Annotated in this window: 18 protein-coding genes; 6 read left to right on the top strand and 12 right to left on the bottom strand. The window is 50.4% G+C overall.

Translation table 11 applies throughout. The features are described 5' to 3' along the window. Positions 1-5: 5 nt before the first annotated feature. From DFR62_RS14125 to DFR62_RS14095, 7 genes are all read right to left on the bottom strand, one after another. Positions 6-1,568 carry a PH domain-containing protein gene (locus DFR62_RS14125; protein WP_121301001.1) on the bottom strand — a complete coding sequence of 521 codons (1,563 nt, stop codon included), beginning with the start codon at positions 1,566-1,568 and terminating at the stop codon, positions 6-8. Continuing rightward, positions 1,561-2,040, bottom strand: coding sequence for a PH domain-containing protein (locus tag DFR62_RS14120; RefSeq protein WP_121300969.1), 480 nt, complete (start codon positions 2,038-2,040; stop codon positions 1,561-1,563). The genes DFR62_RS14125 and DFR62_RS14120 overlap by 8 nt, the downstream gene beginning before the upstream one ends. Before the next feature lie 152 nt (positions 2,041-2,192). Then, a complete protein-coding gene (gene cshA / locus DFR62_RS14115; RefSeq protein ID WP_121300968.1) occupies positions 2,193-3,695 on the bottom strand; it encodes a degradosome RNA helicase CshA in 1,503 nt (500 codons plus the stop codon). A gap of 337 nt (positions 3,696-4,032) precedes the next feature. After that, positions 4,033-4,728 carry an alpha/beta hydrolase gene (locus DFR62_RS14110; RefSeq protein WP_121300967.1) on the bottom strand — a complete coding sequence of 232 codons (696 nt, stop codon included), beginning with the start codon at positions 4,726-4,728 and terminating at the stop codon, positions 4,033-4,035. After that, positions 4,725-6,083, bottom strand: a complete 1,359-nt coding sequence (locus DFR62_RS14105) for a UDP-N-acetylmuramoyl-tripeptide--D-alanyl-D-alanine ligase (RefSeq protein WP_121300966.1) — start codon at positions 6,081-6,083, stop codon at positions 4,725-4,727. Before DFR62_RS14105 ends, DFR62_RS14110 begins: the two co-directional genes overlap by 4 nt. Positions 6,084-6,096: 13 nt before the next feature. Then, the gene (locus DFR62_RS14100) at positions 6,097-7,167 is read right to left on the bottom strand and encodes a D-alanine--D-alanine ligase (protein WP_121300965.1); all 1,071 of its coding nucleotides are present in this window, start codon (positions 7,165-7,167) and stop codon (positions 6,097-6,099) included. A 452-nt stretch (positions 7,168-7,619) separates the two neighbouring features. After that, positions 7,620-8,390, bottom strand: coding sequence for a hypothetical protein (locus DFR62_RS14095; RefSeq protein WP_101189507.1), 771 nt, complete (start codon positions 8,388-8,390; stop codon positions 7,620-7,622). A gap of 157 nt (positions 8,391-8,547) precedes the next feature. Between DFR62_RS14095 and DFR62_RS14090 the strand changes: the two genes are divergently transcribed. Then, positions 8,548-9,732, top strand: a complete 1,185-nt coding sequence (locus DFR62_RS14090) for an FtsW/RodA/SpoVE family cell cycle protein (RefSeq protein WP_121300964.1) — start codon at positions 8,548-8,550, stop codon at positions 9,730-9,732. Positions 9,733-9,773: 41 nt separating this feature from the next. Here DFR62_RS14090 and DFR62_RS17590 read toward each other — a convergent pair whose 3' ends face one another. Then, a complete protein-coding gene (locus tag DFR62_RS17590; protein WP_180958518.1) occupies positions 9,774-9,917 on the bottom strand; it encodes an Lmo0850 family protein in 144 nt (47 codons plus the stop codon). A gap of 285 nt (positions 9,918-10,202) precedes the next feature. On the opposite strand from DFR62_RS17590, the gene DFR62_RS14085 reads away from it, so the two are divergent. From DFR62_RS14085 to DFR62_RS14070, 4 genes are all read left to right on the top strand, one after another. After that, entirely contained in the window at positions 10,203-10,523 is a 321-nt protein-coding gene (locus tag DFR62_RS14085) for a metal-sensitive transcriptional regulator (protein ID WP_058381787.1), read from the top strand. A gap of 46 nt (positions 10,524-10,569) precedes the next feature. Beyond that, the gene (gene copZ, locus DFR62_RS14080) at positions 10,570-10,791 is read left to right on the top strand and encodes a copper chaperone CopZ (RefSeq protein WP_058381788.1); all 222 of its coding nucleotides are present in this window, start codon (positions 10,570-10,572) and stop codon (positions 10,789-10,791) included. A gap of 66 nt (positions 10,792-10,857) precedes the next feature. After that, complete coding sequence (locus DFR62_RS14075) at positions 10,858-13,245, top strand: heavy metal translocating P-type ATPase (protein ID WP_121300963.1); 2,388 nt, start codon at positions 10,858-10,860, stop codon at positions 13,243-13,245. 139 nt (positions 13,246-13,384) lie between these two features. Continuing rightward, entirely contained in the window at positions 13,385-14,572 is a 1,188-nt protein-coding gene (locus tag DFR62_RS14070; protein ID WP_121300962.1) for an MFS transporter, read from the top strand. A 36-nt stretch (positions 14,573-14,608) separates the two neighbouring features. Here DFR62_RS14070 and DFR62_RS14065 read toward each other — a convergent pair whose 3' ends face one another. The 3 genes from DFR62_RS14065 to DFR62_RS14055 all read right to left on the bottom strand — a co-directional run bounded on the left by DFR62_RS14065 (position 14,609) and on the right by DFR62_RS14055 (position 17,287). Next, entirely contained in the window at positions 14,609-14,926 is a 318-nt protein-coding gene (locus DFR62_RS14065; protein ID WP_121300961.1) for a DUF5658 family protein, read from the bottom strand. Between the two features lie 88 nt (positions 14,927-15,014). Beyond that, positions 15,015-15,869, bottom strand: coding sequence for an SDR family oxidoreductase (locus DFR62_RS14060; protein ID WP_121300960.1), 855 nt, complete (start codon positions 15,867-15,869; stop codon positions 15,015-15,017). A gap of 128 nt (positions 15,870-15,997) precedes the next feature. Further along, on the bottom strand, positions 15,998-17,287 hold the full coding sequence (locus DFR62_RS14055) for an MFS transporter (RefSeq protein ID WP_121300959.1): 1,290 nt from the start codon (positions 17,285-17,287) through the stop codon (positions 15,998-16,000). Between the two features lie 227 nt (positions 17,288-17,514). On the opposite strand from DFR62_RS14055, the gene DFR62_RS14050 reads away from it, so the two are divergent. Continuing rightward, a complete protein-coding gene (locus DFR62_RS14050) occupies positions 17,515-18,744 on the top strand; it encodes a helix-turn-helix domain-containing protein (RefSeq protein WP_121300958.1) in 1,230 nt (409 codons plus the stop codon). A 187-nt stretch (positions 18,745-18,931) separates the two neighbouring features. Here the strand turns inward: DFR62_RS14050 and DFR62_RS14045 are convergent, their stop codons facing one another. After that, positions 18,932-20,095 (bottom strand): NAD(P)/FAD-dependent oxidoreductase, encoded by a 1,164-nt coding sequence (locus DFR62_RS14045; RefSeq protein ID WP_341867767.1) that lies wholly within the window; start codon positions 20,093-20,095, stop codon positions 18,932-18,934. Positions 20,096-20,154: the final 59 nt, after the last annotated feature.

The following is a 20,154-nucleotide window of genomic DNA, read 5'->3' as shown; positions in this document are numbered from 1 at the left end:
AACCCTCAGCCGAGTTCATTCGGCTGAGGGTTTTTCGCTGATTGCTGATCCATTGCCTGGCGCTGCCTGGACGGTTCATACCAGGCAAGAATGTGTTCGGCATCTTCCCGCGCCAAATTCGGCACGAGCGCCGTGGCTCCGAGCATGCCAGATTTGATCGTTGCATGGACAGACGCGACATCGCGGCGGCGCTGGAAAATGGTCCGCGTCACCGCAACCACTTGGATGCGTTTTTTCAGCATATAGAAGCGGTGCAGACTAATGCCGCGGAACTGCGCCGTCAATTGGCGGCCAGAGATGGCATAACCCGCTGAACGGTGCTGCCAGAGGCCAATGGCAATGATGACCGGCACGACCGCAGTAGCCCATAGGCCATAAGGATAGAAGAAATAGCCGAGCGCCGCGAATGCCGGAACGAGCCAGCCGATCGACAGACGGTAAAAGAACGGGCGGCTTCTTTTCGGCAAGCGGGTCAATTCGGGAGACCAGTCGAAATCGGGGAACAGTTCATCCAGGACTGGCTTCATCTTCTCTTGCTTCACCAGCGGGAACAAACGGATTTTCTCATCTTTATCGGCCAATGTGCCCCCCGCACTTTCGACCGTGACGTTGACATAGCCGAATAATTGGCGCAGCGGGTTTTGCGTCATTTTAATGCCTTGCACGCGGTTGAATGGCACAGAGACTTTTTTCTTCTCCAATAAGCCGCGTGTAATGTAGATCCGTTCATCATCAGCATGGATGGTGAATTGATAATTGGCAATGAGTGTCATGGCCACCGAAATGACCCACGCAAGCAATAGCCCGGCAAATACGGTCAATGCAACGACTAGATAGCCGAAACGCATGAACAGCATGACTTCTTCGTAGATTGCGTCGTAAGGAATCAATTCAGCAAACTGCGACAGGAATAAAGCGACACCGGAAATGACGACGCCGATCCCCCCGGAAGTCGTGGCGAGCACCAATAATTCCTTCATGCTCATCCGGTACAAGACGCGTGCCGGTTCTTCAGCGACTTCTGCTTGCAGCGGCTCTGCTTCGGCCGGCCCGTAGAGTTTTTCATCCCCCTGCGCCGCGTAGCCCCGCTTCGCCATATGCATTTCCTGTTCGATACGGTCGGCTTCCGCACGGTAAATGGCGGTCAGTTCTGCCTCCGACTGCCCCGCTTTTCCGGATCCTGCCGTTTCGACTTTGACTTTAACAAGCCCAAGCGGCCGGTGGAAAATCCCTTCCGTATAATTCAGGCTTTGAATGCGCTCAAACGGGATGTAGCGTTTCTTTTTGACGAACAACCCGTATTCGATCCGCAGCTCCCCATCTTCAAACCAATAGACAAAGCGTTTCCATTTGATGATGCCCGCAATCAGCATGAACAACAGCACCACGCCACCGATGAGCAGCGGCAATAAACCTTGCCAGCCTTGGTTGAACATGCCCGAGATCCCGTCCTCGCGGAATAAGTTTGCGCCGAAGATGATAACAAAAGGCAAGATCAATTCTTTTAAGCCTTTCAAGAAATTAATGAGTGCTGAAATCGGATGCAGTTTATAGCGCGTCTCAGACATCATCTTCCGCCACCCTTGCGAGCACGGAAATACGGGAGCGCAGTTCATCCGCTTCTTCTGTAATCAATGCTGGAATGGTATGGGTTGTCGCCGCAGTCGAAATGGAGATCTCCGACAGGTCGTATTTGCGGAGAATCGGTCCTTGTTCGGTGTCGACATGCTGGACGCGGACCATTGGCACAAGCGTCCGTTTGACGATGAACAAGCCGTGCTGCAATTCGATTTCCTGGTCGCGCACTTCGTAGCGCCACCTTTCCCAACGGATTTTCGGGAATAAATAAACGAATAGAAAAGCAAACAGCACTAATAATCCGCCCGCTGCGGCATAGATCCAATTTGGCCAGTCGAAAAAATATGTAAGAGTGCCTACACCGGCCAACAGCACTGCGACGACCACTGTCTCGATCATTCCATAGAGGCGCCAGACAGTCAGCCCTTTTCGAGAGATCCGGTTTTTCGGTTGATGGTTCATTATGTCATCTCCAATCAAGAGTACTCTCTTCATCTATACGTTTCATGAACCGGAACGTTTCATTTCATTGTACCTTATTCCGAAACGACAAAAAAGACGGAGAATCGACAGTTGCTGCCGGTTCTCCGTCTTGTTATCTTATTGATTGGATTTTAGGATTCGTGACGGCGAGTGCGTCCTGGACGCCCTCCGCCTGAAGGACGGCTTGAGCTTGATGACTCGCGACGGCCTTTGTAGCCACCGCCAGACGAGCGTCCGCCGCCGCCTTTGCCTTTATATCCGCCGCCGGATGAACGTCCGCCGCCTTTACCTTTGTAGCCGCCACCGCCACGTGATGGCAATGGGCGCTCTTCAGTAATTTGGACTGGAGCATCTTCCGGATCTTTCGTTAGCGTTTTAAGTGCTGCTGCAATCAAATCAACTGCATCGTGCTTGTCCAACATTTCTGTTGCAAGTTCACGATAGCTGCCAAGATTGTTTTTCTCAGTCATTGTTTCCAATTGTTCCATCGCAACACGCTGAAGTCCGATAACCGCTTCGTCAGCAGTCGGAGGAACTAGAGCTTCCATTTTCTTCTTCGTCGTTCTTTCAACGATTGACAAGTAGCCCATTTCGCGTGGTGTAACGAACGTTACTGCTACGCCTTTTTTGCCTGCACGGCCAGTACGGCCGATACGGTGAACATAGCTTTCAGGGTCTTGCGGGATATCGAAGTTGTATACGTGTGATACGCCTGAGATATCAAGACCGCGTGCTGCTACATCAGTTGCAACAAGGATGTCGATTTTGTTTGCTTTGAATTGCTTCAAAACAGACATGCGTTTCGCTTGGCTAAGGTCGCCGTGGATTCCTTCTGCAAGGTAACCGCGGAGGTTCAAAGCTTTCGCCAATTCGTCGACGCGGCGCTTCGTACGTCCGAAGACGATTGCAAGTTCCGGCTGTTGAACGTTCAACAAGCGGGAAAGGATGTCGAACTTCTCGCGTTCTACGGATTTCACATAGAACTGCTCGATGTTCTCGACAGTCATTTCTTTCGACTTGATTTTAACGATTTCAGGTGTCTTCATGAATTTTTCTGCGATGCGGCGAATCGGATCCGGCATTGTTGCAGAGAACAGAAGCGTCTGACGGGTTTCAGGGACATTCGACATGATTGACTGAATGTCTTCGATGAAGCCCATGTTCAGCATTTCATCAGCTTCATCCAACACGAGTGTATTGACGTTTTCAAGCTTCAGCGTGCGGCGGTTGATGTGGTCAAGCAAACGACCAGGCGTGCCGACGATGATTTGAGGGCGGTTTTTCAAAGCGCGGATCTGGCGGCCGATTTCCTGGCCTCCGAATACGGACAAGATGCGCACGTTTTTGTCTTTACCTAGGTTGTAAAGTTCTTCAGAAACTTGGATCGCCAATTCGCGTGTCGGTGCAATGACCAAACCTTGCACATTTCCGTCGCGTGTGTCGATTTTCTCGATCAACGGAATACCGAAAGCGGTTGTTTTACCAGTACCTGTTTGTGCTTGCCCGATAATGTCTTTGCCTTCCATGCCCAGGCGGATTGTGCCTTCCTGGATAGGTGTCGCTTCCTCAAAGCCCATACGTCTTACGGATTTCAATGTTGTTTCGCTGATGTTTAATTCTGTAAATTTAACCAAATTTTTTCAATCTCCTTTTGTCTTCATCTTATTTACAAATGGTACACATTTTAGATGAATTTATGACAAGGTCGAGCCTTTATTAAGAACTTTCACGTCGAAAATCATGCTCTGGAGTTTTAAGTCAGAGGGGATGTGTGAACAGGAAAAGCTCGGTCGTTGCCGAGCGGTCTGCACAGCGGGGGTTGTCTTCCCCATTAAGTAGAACAAACCGTTTATGCTCAAAAAAAACCTCTTCACGAAGGAAGAGTGTCTCAAAAATGTATCCATTGCTCTAAACAGAATAACACGCTTTACCTGCACATGCAATTGATATGCAAAGGTTCCAATTATCAGTTTACTGTCCCTGACGCATGAATTCCAAGGCTTTCGGAAACCATTCGGCAGCATCGTCGCTATAGCAGATCAAATGCTTGCCGGTCTCCGAGTGATAAAGATGCTTTTCTTTTGAACCGAGGTGATCGTATATATGCTGAGCCGCGGACGGCGGGACGACACTGTCCTTTTCGCCTTGGACGATAAATGCCGGTACATCGATCAAATGATAATAAGGTTCTACGGTCTTGACGACGCGCAGGAATTCAATGGTCGACCGGATCGGGGTATTGCGGAATTTGTATTCATAAAGATGGAACAGCGCATTTTGATTGATGCGCCTGCCGAGCACATCACGTATCGCTTCCCGAACTTCTTCCCGGATCTGTATCGGGCTGATGTATTTCACGGCCGCACTCAATAACACAAGCCGGTCGATTTTATAACGCATCGACAAGTAAAGCGCGATCAGCCCGCCCATCGAGAAGCCGACGATGATGACACGGTCAACTTTCGCTTTCAAGCGTTTCAGTGCCAGCTCCGCTTCCATCATCCAAACTTCCGCGCTTTGTGCACCGAGTTCGAGCTTTTCGCCATGCCCCGGCAATGTCGGAATCTCAATGACCCAATCCGTTTGCTCGTTCAAGTAATCGGCAAACGGCTCGACTTCAAACGGCCCGCCAGTAAACCCATGGATGCACAAGACGCCGGTTTTCATTGGCCGGTGAACGGTTCGATGACTTTTTCAAGCGCCATGCCACGCGAACCTTTGACGAGAACAGCTGTATCTTTCTTGACGTTTTTCTTCAAAAGGTCGATGATCGGGCCGTAATCGTCTTCGCTCCACAATAATTTCCCTTCATAAGAAGTGGCCAGTTTGTCATACAGCCATTTCATGCGCGGGCCATACAAGCAGACGCCTTCGAGTTCCGGACCGATCGAATTTGCCAGCTCCTCGTGGAAGCGCTGTTCGTGTTCGCCAAGTTCCAGCATATCGCCGAGCACTGCCCATTTCGTTTCTTTCATTGTCGTCTCACGGATGAAGTTCAGTGCCGCTTTTACGGAAGTCGGCGCCGCGTTGTACGCATCATTGATGAAGACCGCACCGTTATCAGCTGGGACCAGCTGCATGCGCATATCGGTCAGCGCAGCATTTTTCAACGAGCGGCGGATTTCTTCTTCCGTCAATCCAGCTTCTAGGGCAATTAAGATCGCAGGCAAGGTGTTTTTTACCTGATGTTCGCCAAGCACAGGGATGGCGAACTTCGCGTCGATGATGCCATTGACCAAGAAACTGCTGCCGTCTTCGGTCGCTTTAATATCAGTCACGCTCAATTCATTGTCCGGCCCGAAGCCGAACGATACCGCTTGTGTGAAATCTTCGACAAACGGCAGTAATAGCGGCTCATCGCCGTCGTAGAAAAGCTTGCCATGCTGTTCGAGCCCGGCGACGATTTCGAACTTCGCTTCGGCGATGCCTTCTCTCGATCCGAGGTCCTGCATATGCGCTTCGCCGATATTGGTAATGACCGCATAGTCCGGGCGTGCAAGCTCCGACAAGAACTGAATCTGCCCGAAGCCGCTCATGCCCATTTCGAGGACCACATATTTGGTGTCTTCATCCAACGACAGGATCGTCAGTGGCAGCCCGAGTTCATTATTAAAATTGCCTTGCGTTTTCTGGACTTTATAGTATGGCTTCAAGACGCTCGCGACCAGATCTTTCGTCGAGGTTTTGCCGTTGGATCCGGTAATGCCGATCACGGTCGCCTTCAATTCATTGCGGTAAGCGCGCGCCATTTCCTGCAATGCCTTTTCGCAATCGTCAACGATCAATAAAGGCAAATCGGACGGCGGCTCCGGTTCGTCGCTCTGCCATAATGCAGCAGCAGCCCCCGCTTCGATCGCATAGCGGACATATTTATGCCCATTGGCATTTTCGCCGCGGAACGGAATGAACAAATCGCCCGGCTTCAGCGTCCGCGTATTGATCGACACGCCAGTCACTTCAATCCCTTTTAAATTCGTCTTGATGTCCAGCCAATCGGCTATCTGTTCAATCGTTTTTTTCATAGGTTCTCCCCACTCAATCCATTTTAAATTGCAATAATTGTTTTTCTTCAAAACGTTCAATAGCAAGCGCGATAAGTTTCTCGATTAAGTCTGGATACTCAAGGCCGGTATGCTGCCACAACAATGGGAACATGCTATACGGCGTAAAGCCCGGCAAGGTATTGACTTCATTGATGATGATTTCATGTGCATCTGTCACGAAAAAGTCTGCGCGCATGAGTCCCGTACAGTCGAGGATCTTGAAAGCTTTTTTGGCGGAATCGACAAGTTCTGCATAAACCGCTTCCGGCAGTTCTGCAGGGATGATCATCGCCGTGTTGCCGTCTTTGTATTTTGCCTGATAGTCATAGAAAGCTTTCAACGGTTTGATTTCGCCTGCCACCGAGCATTCCGGCTCATCGTTTCCGAGCACGCCGACTTCGATTTCACGGCCGACGACGCCTTGTTCAATGACGATTTTTCGGTCGAATTTTAGTGCTTCCTCCACCGCGGCAATCAGTTCTTCGCGCGATTCGGCTTTGCTGATGCCGACACTTGAACCGAGGTTTGCCGGTTTGACGAATACTGGCCACGTTAACTCCTGCTCGACCTTATCCAACCACTGGTCCTGGCTGTTTTTCCAATCGCGGCGCAGGAAATAGACGTAAGGCGTCTGGTGCAGACCGGCTTGTTCGAACAATTGCTTCATGACCACTTTGTCCATGCCAGCGGATGAAGCAAGAACGCCGTTTCCGACATACGGTAAATTCATTACTTCAAGCAAGCCTTGTACCGTGCCGTCTTCTCCGTTCGGCCCATGGAGCAGCGGGATGATGACGTCGAGCGCCGGCTCTTTGCCAGTTGGAAGGAAACTGGAGATATCATTTTTACGTTCCGCTTCCCCTTCGATTTGAAGCTCTTCTATAGAAGAAACAGGCCCAGCTAAAGGAGTACCTTTTCGCCATTCGCCTTCTTGTGTGATGTAGATCGGGTAAACTTCGTATTTATCAAAATCAAGCGCTTTTGAGAATGCGCTCGCTGTTGTCAACGACACTTCGTGTTCAGCGGATTTGCCGCCGTATAAAAGCCCAATTCGTTTTTTCATTAGTGACCCTCATTTCGTTTTGCATATTGCTTAGTTTATCACGAACGTTGTCAGCCGAAAAATCTTTTTGTCAGCGGCTGTAAAATCGCACTGAATTAAGTTAGGTTGTAGAATTAGATAGCGTAAAAGAAAGTAGTTAAATCGCTCTAGGCGGACGCTTTCGGGCCCACAGGATGCGGGTCATGCAGCTGGTGCGACAGGACGTCGCGCTTCCAGCTGCCAGGGCATGGACTCAGCCTCTTTTTTCGCTAATGGTTTACTTTAAAACTCAGCTATTCCCTCAGCTGCTCTCACATTTGCGAGCAAATGCGTCGCAAATGAACAAGCTCAAGTACCTTTCGCTTATTCATTAGTCGCCGCCTTCCACTCTTTCGTCTGACCTATTTGAATAGGCATGTCACGAATCCTTTTAACTTTGGCAAATAAAAATGATACCCGCGTCTTACCAGGTATCATTTCCAGCCTTTTTGTTTTCGGTCGTAGACAATCCGTCCCGATAGCGGCTTGCCGATCGTTTCCCCGAGATCTTCCCAGAACTCATCCATGAAATCGATCTCGCCGACGGTCCGGACGTGGAGTTCAATCGTATTTTTCGTTTTTTCAGGGTCAGCCAGCGACAGCAGCACCCCTTCGCCCATGTCCATGCGCAATTTATGGAATTGCTCTTTCGGCAACTCCGGTATCAAGTCCTTCATCCGGCGGCGGAAAAAATGTTGGCCGTTCGTTTCTTTGCGGATGATTTGCGTAAAATGATTGGCGATCAATGCACCGAGTTTTTCCATGCGCCGGAAATAGATCTTGGTCCATTCCTTTTCCTCGCCCGCCAAATATACATACTCGTTTTGCAGCGTTGTGAAGAATGGGCTTTTCACCGGTTCTTTTTTATGCCCTAAGTAGAGAAGTTCCGCCTGCTCCTGCGCAGTCAGTGAATTCAATTGCTTTTCACTTCGAAAATCCACCCAGCAGAACTCACTTTTCCGGTTAGAGCGGGCCCTTTTCAATTGACTGTATTCTTCTCTTGTTGCGAAGTCCAGATGGGTGTGCATATTAAAAGAAGCTTCCTCATACGGATGCTTCAAAAGCAAAAGATTCTCCGGCATGTCGACCGCTTCGAGAAAATGCCCGAAGCCAAAACCGCTAAAAAGCGCCATCCGGTCCGCTTCGCTCACATAGATATATAAATGCTGTATGTAAAAATCCGTCTTCAACGGCTTTTTCTCCATGTGCCCCACTCCATTTCCTATCCCATTATACGGCTTAGGCGCCCGTTAGGAAACATTCCTGTTTTCAAATCGTCATTACTTTTTGCATGCGCACAAGTTTGGCATATGCTGTATAATGATGGGCGTTATAGATTAAGAAAAGTATGGGTGAATTGATATGCAAACTAACAAGAGCTTTTCCGATCGTTTCGATTGGTCGCTCACCTTTATATTGTTCCTGTTTTTCATCGTCAGCTTGGTCGCGATCTCTTCTGCCCAGACTTCGGGGCAGTACTTGACCAATTTCGTCCCGCGCCAGGCGCTATTCTATATCGTGTCGGCAGGGATGATCGCGGTATTGATGTACTTCGATACCGATCAATACAAGAAAATGGCGTATTATTTATACGGAGCGGGCATTTTGCTCTTATTCGCCTTGATGATCGCACCGGACGGGCAAGGCCAGATCGCACAGCCGATCAATGGCGCAAAAGCTTGGTTCCACACGCCATTCGTCAATATCCAGCCAGCCGAGTTCATGAAAACCTTCTACATTTTAGCGCTCGCAAAAATGATTTCTTCGCATCATGAACATCATTTGCTGAGCAACATCAAAACCGATTTATTATTGCTCGGTAAAATTGCGGCGATGCTCGCTGTACCGCTCGGCTTTATTTTGTTGCAACCCGACCTTGGAACGGCGCTCGTATTTATCGCCATTACATTGGCTATTGTGGTCGTCTCCGGAATCTCATGGAAAATCATCTTGCCAAGCTTTGGCGGCGTTGCGCTCATCGGCGTCACTTTATTGTGGATGACGCTTAATATGCAGGAATTGCTGGGACGCTTCGGTTTGAAGCCGTATATGTTCGAGCGGATCTACACCTGGCTTGATCCTTACTCCTACGCGGAATCGGGCGGCTATAACTTGATCGCTGCCTTGAATGCGATCGGTTCTGGGGAAGTGTTCGGAAAAGGCTATCAAGGCCGCCAAGTGTATGTGCCGGAGAACCACACCGATTTCATCTTTACCGTTATCTCGGAAGACTTCGGCTTTATCGGGGCAAGCGCCGTCATTATTTTGTTTTTCATGCTCATTTATCATTTGACGAAAATCACGATCCAGTTCAAAGATACTTTCAGCACCTATGTGTGCGCCGGTATCATCGCGATGATTACTTTCCACGTCTTCCAAAATATTGGCATGACAATTCAATTGCTGCCGATCACCGGAATTCCTCTTCCTTTCATCAGCTACGGTGGCAGTTCCTTAATTGGTAATATGCTGGCGCTCGGCGTCGTATTCAGCATGCGGTTCCATCATAAGAACTACATGTTCGACCGCTCAAGCCAAAATTCATAAGCAAAATAAAAAACTCCGGCGCATTGGGCGTCGGAGTTTTCTTATGAAGAATGCGATGAGGCTTGCGGCGGCTGAGGCAATGATAGGGTTTTGCTCAGCTCTACACGGGATTTTGTTATCTTCGCTTGGACGCCAAGTTTTGCAAGGTTTGATACAATGTTGCGGATCTCTCCATTTTTAATCATCCATAATCACCTCTTCGGGGAGTAGTTGTTGCTATTTGGACGTGTGCAGATCTCGCTGATGTGACTGTTCCGTTCGAAATAGTTGACTTTTCTTTATCTACGTATATAATACCATCATTTCAGAGTTTCAAACGTATCAATTTGATGACAAATGCAAAGCTTGAGTTAATCTCTTGAAGCTCATACCCCCTTAAGGTATACTCGGGGTGTAATCGAAACTGTTCACTTATCGATTGGATCAAGCCGGTGAACGATTCGCTATCCGAATAATTGGAGGGGTTTTGAATGAGTGAAGCAATCGAAGAAATGCCATCCCCAGATGCCTGCAGAAAAAGCCACCATCCTCCTTCGGTCAAACGTGATTTGACGAATCGGCTGAATCGCATCGAAGGGCAAGTGCGCGGCATCAAAGGCATGGTGGACCGGGATGTCTATTGCGATGACATCATCACGCAATTGGCAGCTACCCAGTCCGCATTGAACAGCGTGACGAAAGTGCTGCTCGACGGGCATTTAAAAGGCTGTGTCAAAGACCGCCTCGCTTCAGGCGACGAAGAGATCCTGGATGAACTGCTCGTCACTTTTCAAAAGCTGATGAGGAAATAATATAAAGGAAGCGATTCGCTTACCTTACAACAAGGAGGAATTTTTCATGAAAGAACAAGTTCATTTGCAAGTAAGCGGCATGAGCTGCCAACATTGTGTTAAATCCGTAGAAGAAAGCGTCGGCGCATTGTCCGGCGTTGAAAAAGTCGATGTGTCACTCGAGCAAGGCGCAGTGGATGTCACATATGACAGCGCGAATGTCGATGTCGCACAAATCGCCTCGGCTATTGAAGATCAAGGCTATGATGTAGCGGCATTAAGCGAATAACTGCGGAAACGCAGTTATTTTTTTCAAAACAATATACCCCTACAAGGTATAAAGGTGGGATTATACATGGCTACTAAGCAAACGGAATTGCCGATCACCGGAATGACCTGTGCCGCATGTGCAAACCGGGTCGAGAAAGGCTTGCAGAAACTTCCCGGCGTATCGTCGGCGACGGTCAATTTTGCAACCGAAAAAGCATCGGTCAATTACGATGATGAACAATCCAAACTGAGCGATCTGCATCAAAAAGTCGAACAGCTCGGCTATGGCATCCAGCAAGAAGAAGTCGACTTTTCGATCCAAGGCATGACATGCGCGAACTGTTCGGCGCGCATTGAAAAGGCGCTGAATCGAATGGACGGCGTTGAACACGCGACGATTAACTTGGCACTAGAAAGCGGCCGCGTTGTCTACAGTCCGGGAACCTTAACGCCTGAGGCTTTCGTTCAAAAAATCCAATCGCTCGGCTATGACGCCGTGCTTGAGCAGGACCAACAGGAAGCGACCGATTACAAGGAACAGGAAATCAAGAAAAAGACCCGCCTATTCTGGATATCTGCCGCTTTCTCGTTGCCGCTCCTATGGACGATGTTCAGCCATTTCACGTTCACGTCTTGGATGTACGTCCCGGAATTCCTGATGAATCCGTTCGTGCAATGGGCGCTCGCGACACCGGTGCAATTCTGGGTCGGCGCGACCTTCTATAAAGGCGCCTATTTCGCATTGAAAAACAAAAGCGCCAATATGGATGTATTGGTCGCACTCGGTACCTCGGCCGCCTATTTCTACAGCGTCTACCTGGTCCTCGCCAACCTAGGCATGGGCCACAATATGGGCTTGTATTTCGAAACGAGCGCCGTCTTGATCACCTTGATCGTTCTCGGCAAAGTATTTGAAGCGCGTGCGAAAGGCCGATCGTCCGACGCCATCAAGAAACTGATGAAGCTGCAGCCGCAGCATGCACTCGTCGAACGCGGCGAAGAATTCGTCAGTGTTGCGATCGCAGACGTCAAAGAAGGCGATATCCTGTTGATCAAACCAGGCGCTTCGATCCCTGTCGATGCAGCGGTTGTCTCCGGCAGTTCCGCCGTTGACGAATCGATGCTGACAGGTGAAAGCCTGCCGGTCGATAAGTCGGCTGGCGACGCCGTATACGCCGCGACCGTCAATGCCAATGGTTCGTTGAAAGTACGCGCCGATAAGATTGGCAAAGACACGGTGCTCTCGAATATCATCCGGGTTGTCGAGCAAGCGCAAGGGTCGAAAGCGCCGATTCAACGGCTTGCCGACCAGATTTCGGGCATTTTCGTTCCGATTGTCGTCGGCATTGCGATTGTGACGTTCTTGATCTGGTATTTCCTCGTCTCCCCTGGAGATTTCGGGTCAGCATTGACCAGCACGATTGCTGTGCTCGTCATCGCCTGCCCGTGCGCGCTGGGGCTTGCTACACCGACGTCGATCATGGCCGGTTCTGGACGCGCCGCTGAACAAGGCGTATTATTCAAAACGGCGGAATCGTTGGAGACGACAAAGCATATCGATACGATCGTGCTCGATAAGACCGGTACTATCACTAACGGCAAACCGGTTGTTACCGACTTTATCCCAGTGCCGGATGTCGATGCCGAACAAGTCAAACGGCTTGTTGCCAGCGCAGAAAGCGAATCCGAGCACCCCGTTGCACAGGCAATTGCAGACTTCGGGGCTGCAGGGTTTGCTGTCAGCAGATTCGAAGCAGTTCCTGGACACGGCATCAAAGCGCATGTCGATGGCCAGGATGTTTGGATCGGCAACCGCCGCTTGCTCGATGGCATTACAGTGGACGAACAAGCGGCCGAACGATTGGAACAAGATGGCAAGACCGCGATGTTCATTGCCATCGATGGAAAATACGCGGGCCTTATCGCTGTCGCTGACACGATCAAGGATTCTGCAAAAGCCGCCGTCGAAGAAATGAAACGCATGGGGCTGCGCGTCGTCATGCTGACCGGCGACCAGCAGCGCACCGCCGATGCCATCGCCAGACAAGTCGGCATCGATGAAGTCGTTGCCGGCGTCCTGCCGGCTGAAAAAGCAGGACACGTGGCGAAGCTGCAAGAGCAAGGGCGCAAAGTCGCGATGGCTGGAGACGGCTTGAACGATGCACCGGCACTTGCGACTGCCGATATCGGCATGGCTATGGGCACTGGCACTGCGATCGCCATGGAAGCAGCCGACATCACTTTGATGCAAGGCGATTTGATGCGCGTCGCGGATGCCGTCCGCATGAGCCGCCTGACCGTCCGCAACATCAAGCAGAACTTGTTTTGGGCGCTCGCCTATAACTCGGTCGGCATTCCGATTGCTGCTGCCGGATTCCTGGCCCCTTGGCTTGCAGGCGCCGCGATGGCGTTCAGTTCCGTTTCCGTTGTCATGAACGCATTGCGTTTGCAGCGCGTGAAATTAAATAAGTAAACGATTCCCAAAGCTCCCGGCTGCCATCAGGCAAGCGGGAGCTTTTTCATTGTCCATCTTTTTTCGGCTGCCGTTGTTCTGAGTGGCAAACAAGAGTAAAATGAAAACACCAGTCTTTGCAGAAAGCAGGAATTCCTTTATGAAGAAAACCATTTTATTGCTCATGTCCGTCCAGTTTTTCGTCTATCTTGGCTTCGGCCTAATCATTCCGATACTCCCTGAAGTGATCGTCCAGCAAGGATATGCGGACATCCACGTCGGAGGATTAATTACAATATATGCCCTCTCGTCCTTTTTCACCGCGCCGTTATGGGGCAGGTTATCCGACCGCACCGGCCGCAAAAAGCTGATCTTGGTCGGGCTTGCCGGATTCGCGCTCAGTTTTTTCCTGTTCTCGCTGTTTCTCGATAATCTTATCCTGCTGTACATGTCTCGCGTTATCGGCGGCTTGTTCTCGGGTGCGCTTTATACAGCCGTTACGGGATATGTTGCGGATATCACGACCGATGAAGAGCGCAATAAGTACATGGGCCTTCTCGGCATGTCGATCGGTCTTGGCTTCATTTTCGGCCCGGCGATCGGCGGCTTGCTCGGCGCGGTCTCCTTATCCTTGCCATTCACCGCCTCAGCTGCCCTTGTGCTATTGTTGATGGTTTATGCAAGCATCGTCTTGAAAGAACCGGTCCGCAAAGGCGAAGCAGTCAAACGCAAGCTGTTGCCAAAAGGCGCCAGCACGCTTTGGCATTACCGTATCCGTTATTTGTTCCTGTTCTCCTTCATGGTGACGTTCCTGCTCGCGGGCTTGGAGTCGACATTCCAATTGTTCCAGATTGACCAAATCCAAATTACCCCGCTCCAGCTCGGCTATTTGTTCATGGCCTCTGGCTTTGTGGATGCCGCGATTCAAGGCGGCGTTGTCCGCCGTGTGAAAAACGGCACCGAGACGCAATGGATCATCGGCGCACAGATCGTCACCGCGCTAGGCTTGGTGCTATTGCCGTTTACAACCAGCTTGGTGTTTGCAGGTGTCGCACTCAGCATCTTCACTGCTGGCAATGCCCTCGCGCGCACCGTGCTCGTCTCGCTCACTTCGAAAGAAGCGGGCGGCAAATACGGCACAGCGGCCGGCATGACTTACTCGATGGACAACCTCGGGCGCATTATCGGCCCGCTGTTTTTCACCTGGCTGCTCACGATGCAATCCGGCGCCATCTATTATCTTTCAGGCGGATTGGCCATTTTCAGCATCATCTTGATTGTCCTGTTCAAAGCTTCAAAAAAATCGTTGCGCTATACAGAACAACAAGCCGGCCAGACCCCGGCATAGGAAATCCCCAGACAGCTCGGCTGTCCGGGGATTTTTTCATAGATACAATAAAGCGATCCAAATGACATGGAGCGACAATATGCCGGCATACACAAAATTGGCAGCCAGCAGAAAGTAGCGCCAGACCCTGGACTCGAGCCGCACGAGCGGGGTGAAGAGGAATGCGGCAAGGCAGGCGGATAACAATAGCTTAACCGAAAAGATCGCAAGCGGCGTCAACCCGCTGAGCAAGGGATTCGCTTCCTCGATCGCTCCTGCCAACAGCCCCCAATAAGTTAAAAAACCATCCGCTAAATTCAATACGACCAATGTCCAGATCGGTTTCTTTAGCGGCGTTCTCAATTGCTCGGACATGTCACGCACCTCTCCTCCCTGTAAATTAATTTTTTTATGGATAAAAAAGACATTCGATCAATTGGACTGATCGAATGCCTGAAAATGCTTAATATGGCGTACCTCCATTGATGTGGAGTACTTGTCCTGTAACATAGGATGAGTCGTCTGAAGCCAAATAGACATATCCCGGGGCCAGTTCATCCGGCTGCCCTGGCCGCCCGAGCGGCGTGCCGCTTCCGAATCCTTCAACCTCTTCCGCTGGGAAGGAAGCCGGGATGAGCGGTGTCCATATCGGGCCGGGGGCGACTCCGTTAACCCGGATGCCTTCTTTTGCGAGCGATCCGGACAAAGCGCGGGTGAATGCCAGAATCGCGCCTTTTGTAGACGAATAATCAATTAAGCTTGGCTCGCCGCGGAATGCTGTAATGGACGTTGTATTGATGATCGATGCACCAGGTTTTAAATGGTCAAGTGCCGCTTTTGTCAGGTGGAACATGCTGAAGACATTGGTACGGAATGTTTTCTCCAGTTGCTCTGCTGTGATGTCCTTTAGCGACTCCTGTACATGTTGCTCTGCGGCGTTGTTGACCAGCACATCGAGTTTCCCGAATTTCTCGATCACTTGTGAAATGACTTGTTTGCAGAATGCTTCGTCGCCGATGTCTCCAGCGATGAGCAGGCATTTGCGCCCCTCTTTTTCGACGAGCTGCTTCGTTTCCTCGGCATCTTCGTGTTCATCCAAATAGGAAATTGCTACGTCTGCCCCTTCTTTTGCAAAAGCGACGGCAATGGCGCGGCCGATTCCGCTGTCGCCGCCGGTTATGAGTGCGGCTTTTCCTGGCAAACGCTGCGAGGCACCTGCCAGATTCCCTTGGAAATCCGGGTGCGGTTTCATTTCATTCTCAAATCCAGGCTGGCGCTCCTGATGCTGCGCCGGCACTTTTTCCACTTTGTCTTTCATCGTTCATCTCCGCCTTTCTCGGGTTTTATATCTCCTCCGCTTTTCCCTTTCTGCGTTCTCCTAAAACATGGAACTTCCAGGACGCAAAAAAACAGCCGCCTACTGGAAATAAGGCGGCTGTTGCAGATTCAGGACAAAACTTTATCAAATGGCTTTTCCGCAAGCTCGGGATAAGCTTCGCGAATGATGGCCGGGCGCATACTATAAGCCGTCAAGATCAAGAGGCATAGGCTGCAGGCCCATAACACATATTGAGCAGGCACCAGGTCATAGAGCAAGCCGAACAGTAAATAGCCAAGCGGCATCATGGCCATCGCCATCGATTCCAGGATGCCGAATACGCGGCCGCGGTATTCTTCGTCAACGTCTTTTTGCATCATGACCCCGATTGGCGTGTTGACGAAGACATTGGAGATGCCGAACGCCAGCATCAAGACGAGCAAGTAAATGACATTGCCCCAATAGGACAATCCGGCAATAAGCGGCAAGGAGACCGCCGCAAGGAGCAGCGACATGACGATGATAGCACGCTTGGAAAATTGCAGCGGGAATTTGACTTCTTTGCGCACCGAGAAATAAATCGATGCCAGCAGCATGCCGAGCGCAATCATCGCTTCGATGAAACCGAAATGCGTGGCCTGTACTTTTAATTGCTGGACGGCGATGAACGGCAAGCCAATCATCAAGGCGGAGAAGAAGAAATTCAATCCGACAGCCGTTGTGACAATGACGGTGATGACGCGGTTTTTCCGTAGATAGACTGCGCCTTCTTTCATGCCCTGCCATACGCCTTGTTTGTCTTCCGCAGACTCTGTTTCGGCGCGTCTTGTATAGAGCCGGAAGTTCATCGTCGCTTCGAGTGCCGCAGCAAGTGCATAGGCGATCACTTGGATCAGTAGGAAAACGTTCATCGACACAAAGCCGAACAGCATGCCGCCGATGACCGGCCCGCCGATCGTGGCGATGGCAAGTGCCGATTGGTTATAGCCCATCGCTTTTTGGATACGGTCCGGGTCGATCAAATTGGCAATGGAAGATGAAAAGGCGACGCTTGTGAACATGGAACTGACGGAAATCAATGCGGTCGCCGTGTAAATCGCTGCCAGCGACAAGCCGTTCGACATACTGTAGAGCAATAGCCCGCCGACGGATAAGACGCTCGCTGCCTGAGACAGCAGCACCACGGCTTTTTTCGGGTAATTATCCGCGACATAACCGGCAAACGGCGCAAACAAGGTCCGGGGCAGAATGCTGCAGATCAAATTGATGGCGAAACTGGCGGCGGAACCGGTCAAAGCCAGGACGTAGAGGCTGATGCCGAATGCGTAAACCGAACTGCCGAATGTGGAAATCAGTTTACTGATGGTGAACGTATACAGATGGTACGTAGCCTGTTTGATTTTACCCGCTTCGTTCATGTTACTCGCTCCCTTTTCAATAAGTTTAATTTAATTAAACAAAATATATCATGCTTTTATTCGCATTACAAGAAAAAGTTTAATATAATTAAACTATATTTTTAATTCCATTCCGGCGCGTGGCATCCAGCTGGTTTACAATGAAAGTGAAAATCACATTTTCAAAAGAATCGGCGCATGCATGAAAGCATGGCGCCACTAAATATACTAAAAAAGCAGGTGAGTTTATGGCATCATTGGGGGAACGGATTAAACAGATACGAAAACAGCAAGGCCTAACTTTGCAAGCACTTGCCGGAGATCAACTGTCGAAGGGCATGCTCAGTTTGATCGAGAACAACAAAGCGAATCCGTCGATGGAGAGCCTTTCCTATATCGCGGAGCGGCTTGGAATCGAGCGCAATGAATTGCTCCAGGAGATGCCAACCGCGGAGCTTCGCGCTTTGCTCGATGAAATTGAAGAAAAGCGCCGGAACGTTTCGGGCACAAGCGACGAGATGATGTCGGGCTTTGAGGAAATTGCAGAACGCATTCATCCTTACGTAGAGAAATTGCCGTTCCGCTACGAATCGGCGCGGCTGCTTGAAATCTACAGCCGCTGCTGCTATCAAACGAAACGTTACGATTGGAAACCAGCGTTCGACCGGGCGGAAGCGATTTATGAACAATTGCATTTGATTAATTCTGTCGCTGATCTTCATATGTTCCGAGCGCTGATGAAATTCACTGAACACCAGTACACAGAAGCTTTGGCATCGTTACAGGCTTCGCGGAAAACCATCGAAGAACAAAGCGGCGTTTTGGATCCGCTGAAAAAACTGGACTTCGATTATTATGAGTCTATCCTGTACTCCGCGACAGGCGATCAAAAGAATGCCCGCCGTTTGATGGAAGAGGCGATTGAATATTCCAGGAAACATCAGATTTTCTACCAGATCAATGCGCTTTACCGGCTTGCCGGTTTTGAAGCTTTGCTCGCAGGAGATTTGGAACGCAAAGATTATTATGTGGGGAAACTTAAACTTTTCGCGGAATTTTCGGATGATCCGGAAATCAACGCCTACGCCAATGCCATCGAAATCCACTACTTGAACTCTTTCACTCATGAATACGAAAAGGCAGACCAGCTGCTCGAGGAAACACGCAATCTGCTGGATGAAGAGGATTTTTATTTCCTCGAAAAAGGCAAGGCACTTTTCGGCATAGGTCGGATTGAGGAAGCGCTAGACTGCTTCAAGCAACACCGCATGAACAGTTTCATCCACCACCCGTATGATTTATCGATGCATTACGAAAAAGAAGCCTATATGGCCTTGATCTATGAACAATTAGACGAGCATGAGCAAGCGAAAATTTATGCCCAAAAAGCAAAAGAATTGATCGAACCGATGCCGGATCTGCCGTATAAACAGTTTATCTTGGAGACGCACCGGAAAATCTGGGGCAAAGCGGGCTGATCATCAATATCCATATAAAAACGGCAGGAAAAGATAAGCTCGAACTACGTGAGAGCTTATCTTTTCGATGTAATGCTCTGCATTGTTAAGCTAAAGCAATCACGAGAAAACGCTTCTTCAAATATTGAGACACGGCTTTGATGCTTGAATGCAGAAAAGGCAGGAGACCCGGGTCTCCTGCCTTTTCTTATTTAATTTCTTCGAAAGCTTCTTTAATATCATATAAACCAATGTCGAGGTCGGTTGTTTCGCCAGTGGCAAGTTTCGCGAGCTGCATGCCGAGATACGGTCCCGCCGTAAGCCCTGATGCGCCGAGTGCGTTGGCCGCGAAAAGCTGCGCTTGCCCCGGCACTTGCCCGATGAACGGCAAGGCGCTCAGTGTCGCCGGGCGAAACCCGGTCGCGGCTCCCGTAAACTCAGCTGCAGCAAGCCCTGGTGCGACGTCCAAGGTCTTCTCCAAGATATGAAAAATGCCGCCGGCGGTCAGTTTGTCGTCGAAACCTGTATTGTTCTCGTGTGTCGCACCGGCAACGATGCGCCCGTCCTCAAACGGCACGATGTATTGCCCGAACGGCACCATCGCAACCGGCCATTCGCCTGTTCCAGTGTCGGCAGATTGCAAATGCAAAATCTGCGCTTTTTGCGGAACGACTTTCAAGTGAAGCCCGAGCGGTTTGAACAGCTCCGCTGCCCACGCACCACCGGCAGAGATGATCCGGTCAGCAGCCAAGCTCTCCCCGTTCACTTCCACGCCAGTCGCCTGCCCTGCTTCGATCAGCAGCTTGGCGTCACCTTGGATGAACTTGGCGCCTAATCGCTTGGCGGAACGGATCAGTGCATCACGGATGGCGCTGCCGTCGACACGCGCCGCCCCGCTCACATACAAGGAACCGTAGCGATCGCCCGCATATGGGAATCTGTCCTTCGTTTGTTCCGGCGTCAATCGTTCGAGTTCGCCCATCTCGGGAGAACCCGCTTGGCGTTCGCGCGCTTTTTGTTCCATCTTATCGAGTTTCGATTCTTCGTGGATGCTGACGATGCCCACTTGTTTATAGCCGGTCTCTTTCTCCCCGAGCGCTTCGAGTTCCTGGATCAGCACGGGATAATAGGCGGCGCCATTCGAAGCGAGACGGTACCAGGCCTGGTTGCGCCTTTGGGAGATCCACGGGCAGACGATGCCTGCCGCCGCGCCTGTCGCCTGGCCGCGATCCGCACGGTCGATCAATGTGACGCTATTTCCTGCTTTCGCTGCGTAATACGCCGCGCTTGCCCCGACGACACCGGAGCCGATGATGATAATCGATTTCATTTTCTGCACCTTGCTTCCTTGACAATCTTCTTTCCATTCTATCGAATTGCGGCAGGAGACTCAAACACCGCTAGGATTTGAATTCTGCATAGCGGGTAAAC

It is taken from the genome of Planococcus citreus (assembly GCF_003664125.1).
Taxonomy (GTDB): domain Bacteria; phylum Bacillota; class Bacilli; order Bacillales_A; family Planococcaceae; genus Planococcus; species Planococcus citreus.
Note: the sequence above shows the minus strand (reverse complement) of the source record. Positions and strands in the feature narration are given on the sequence as shown.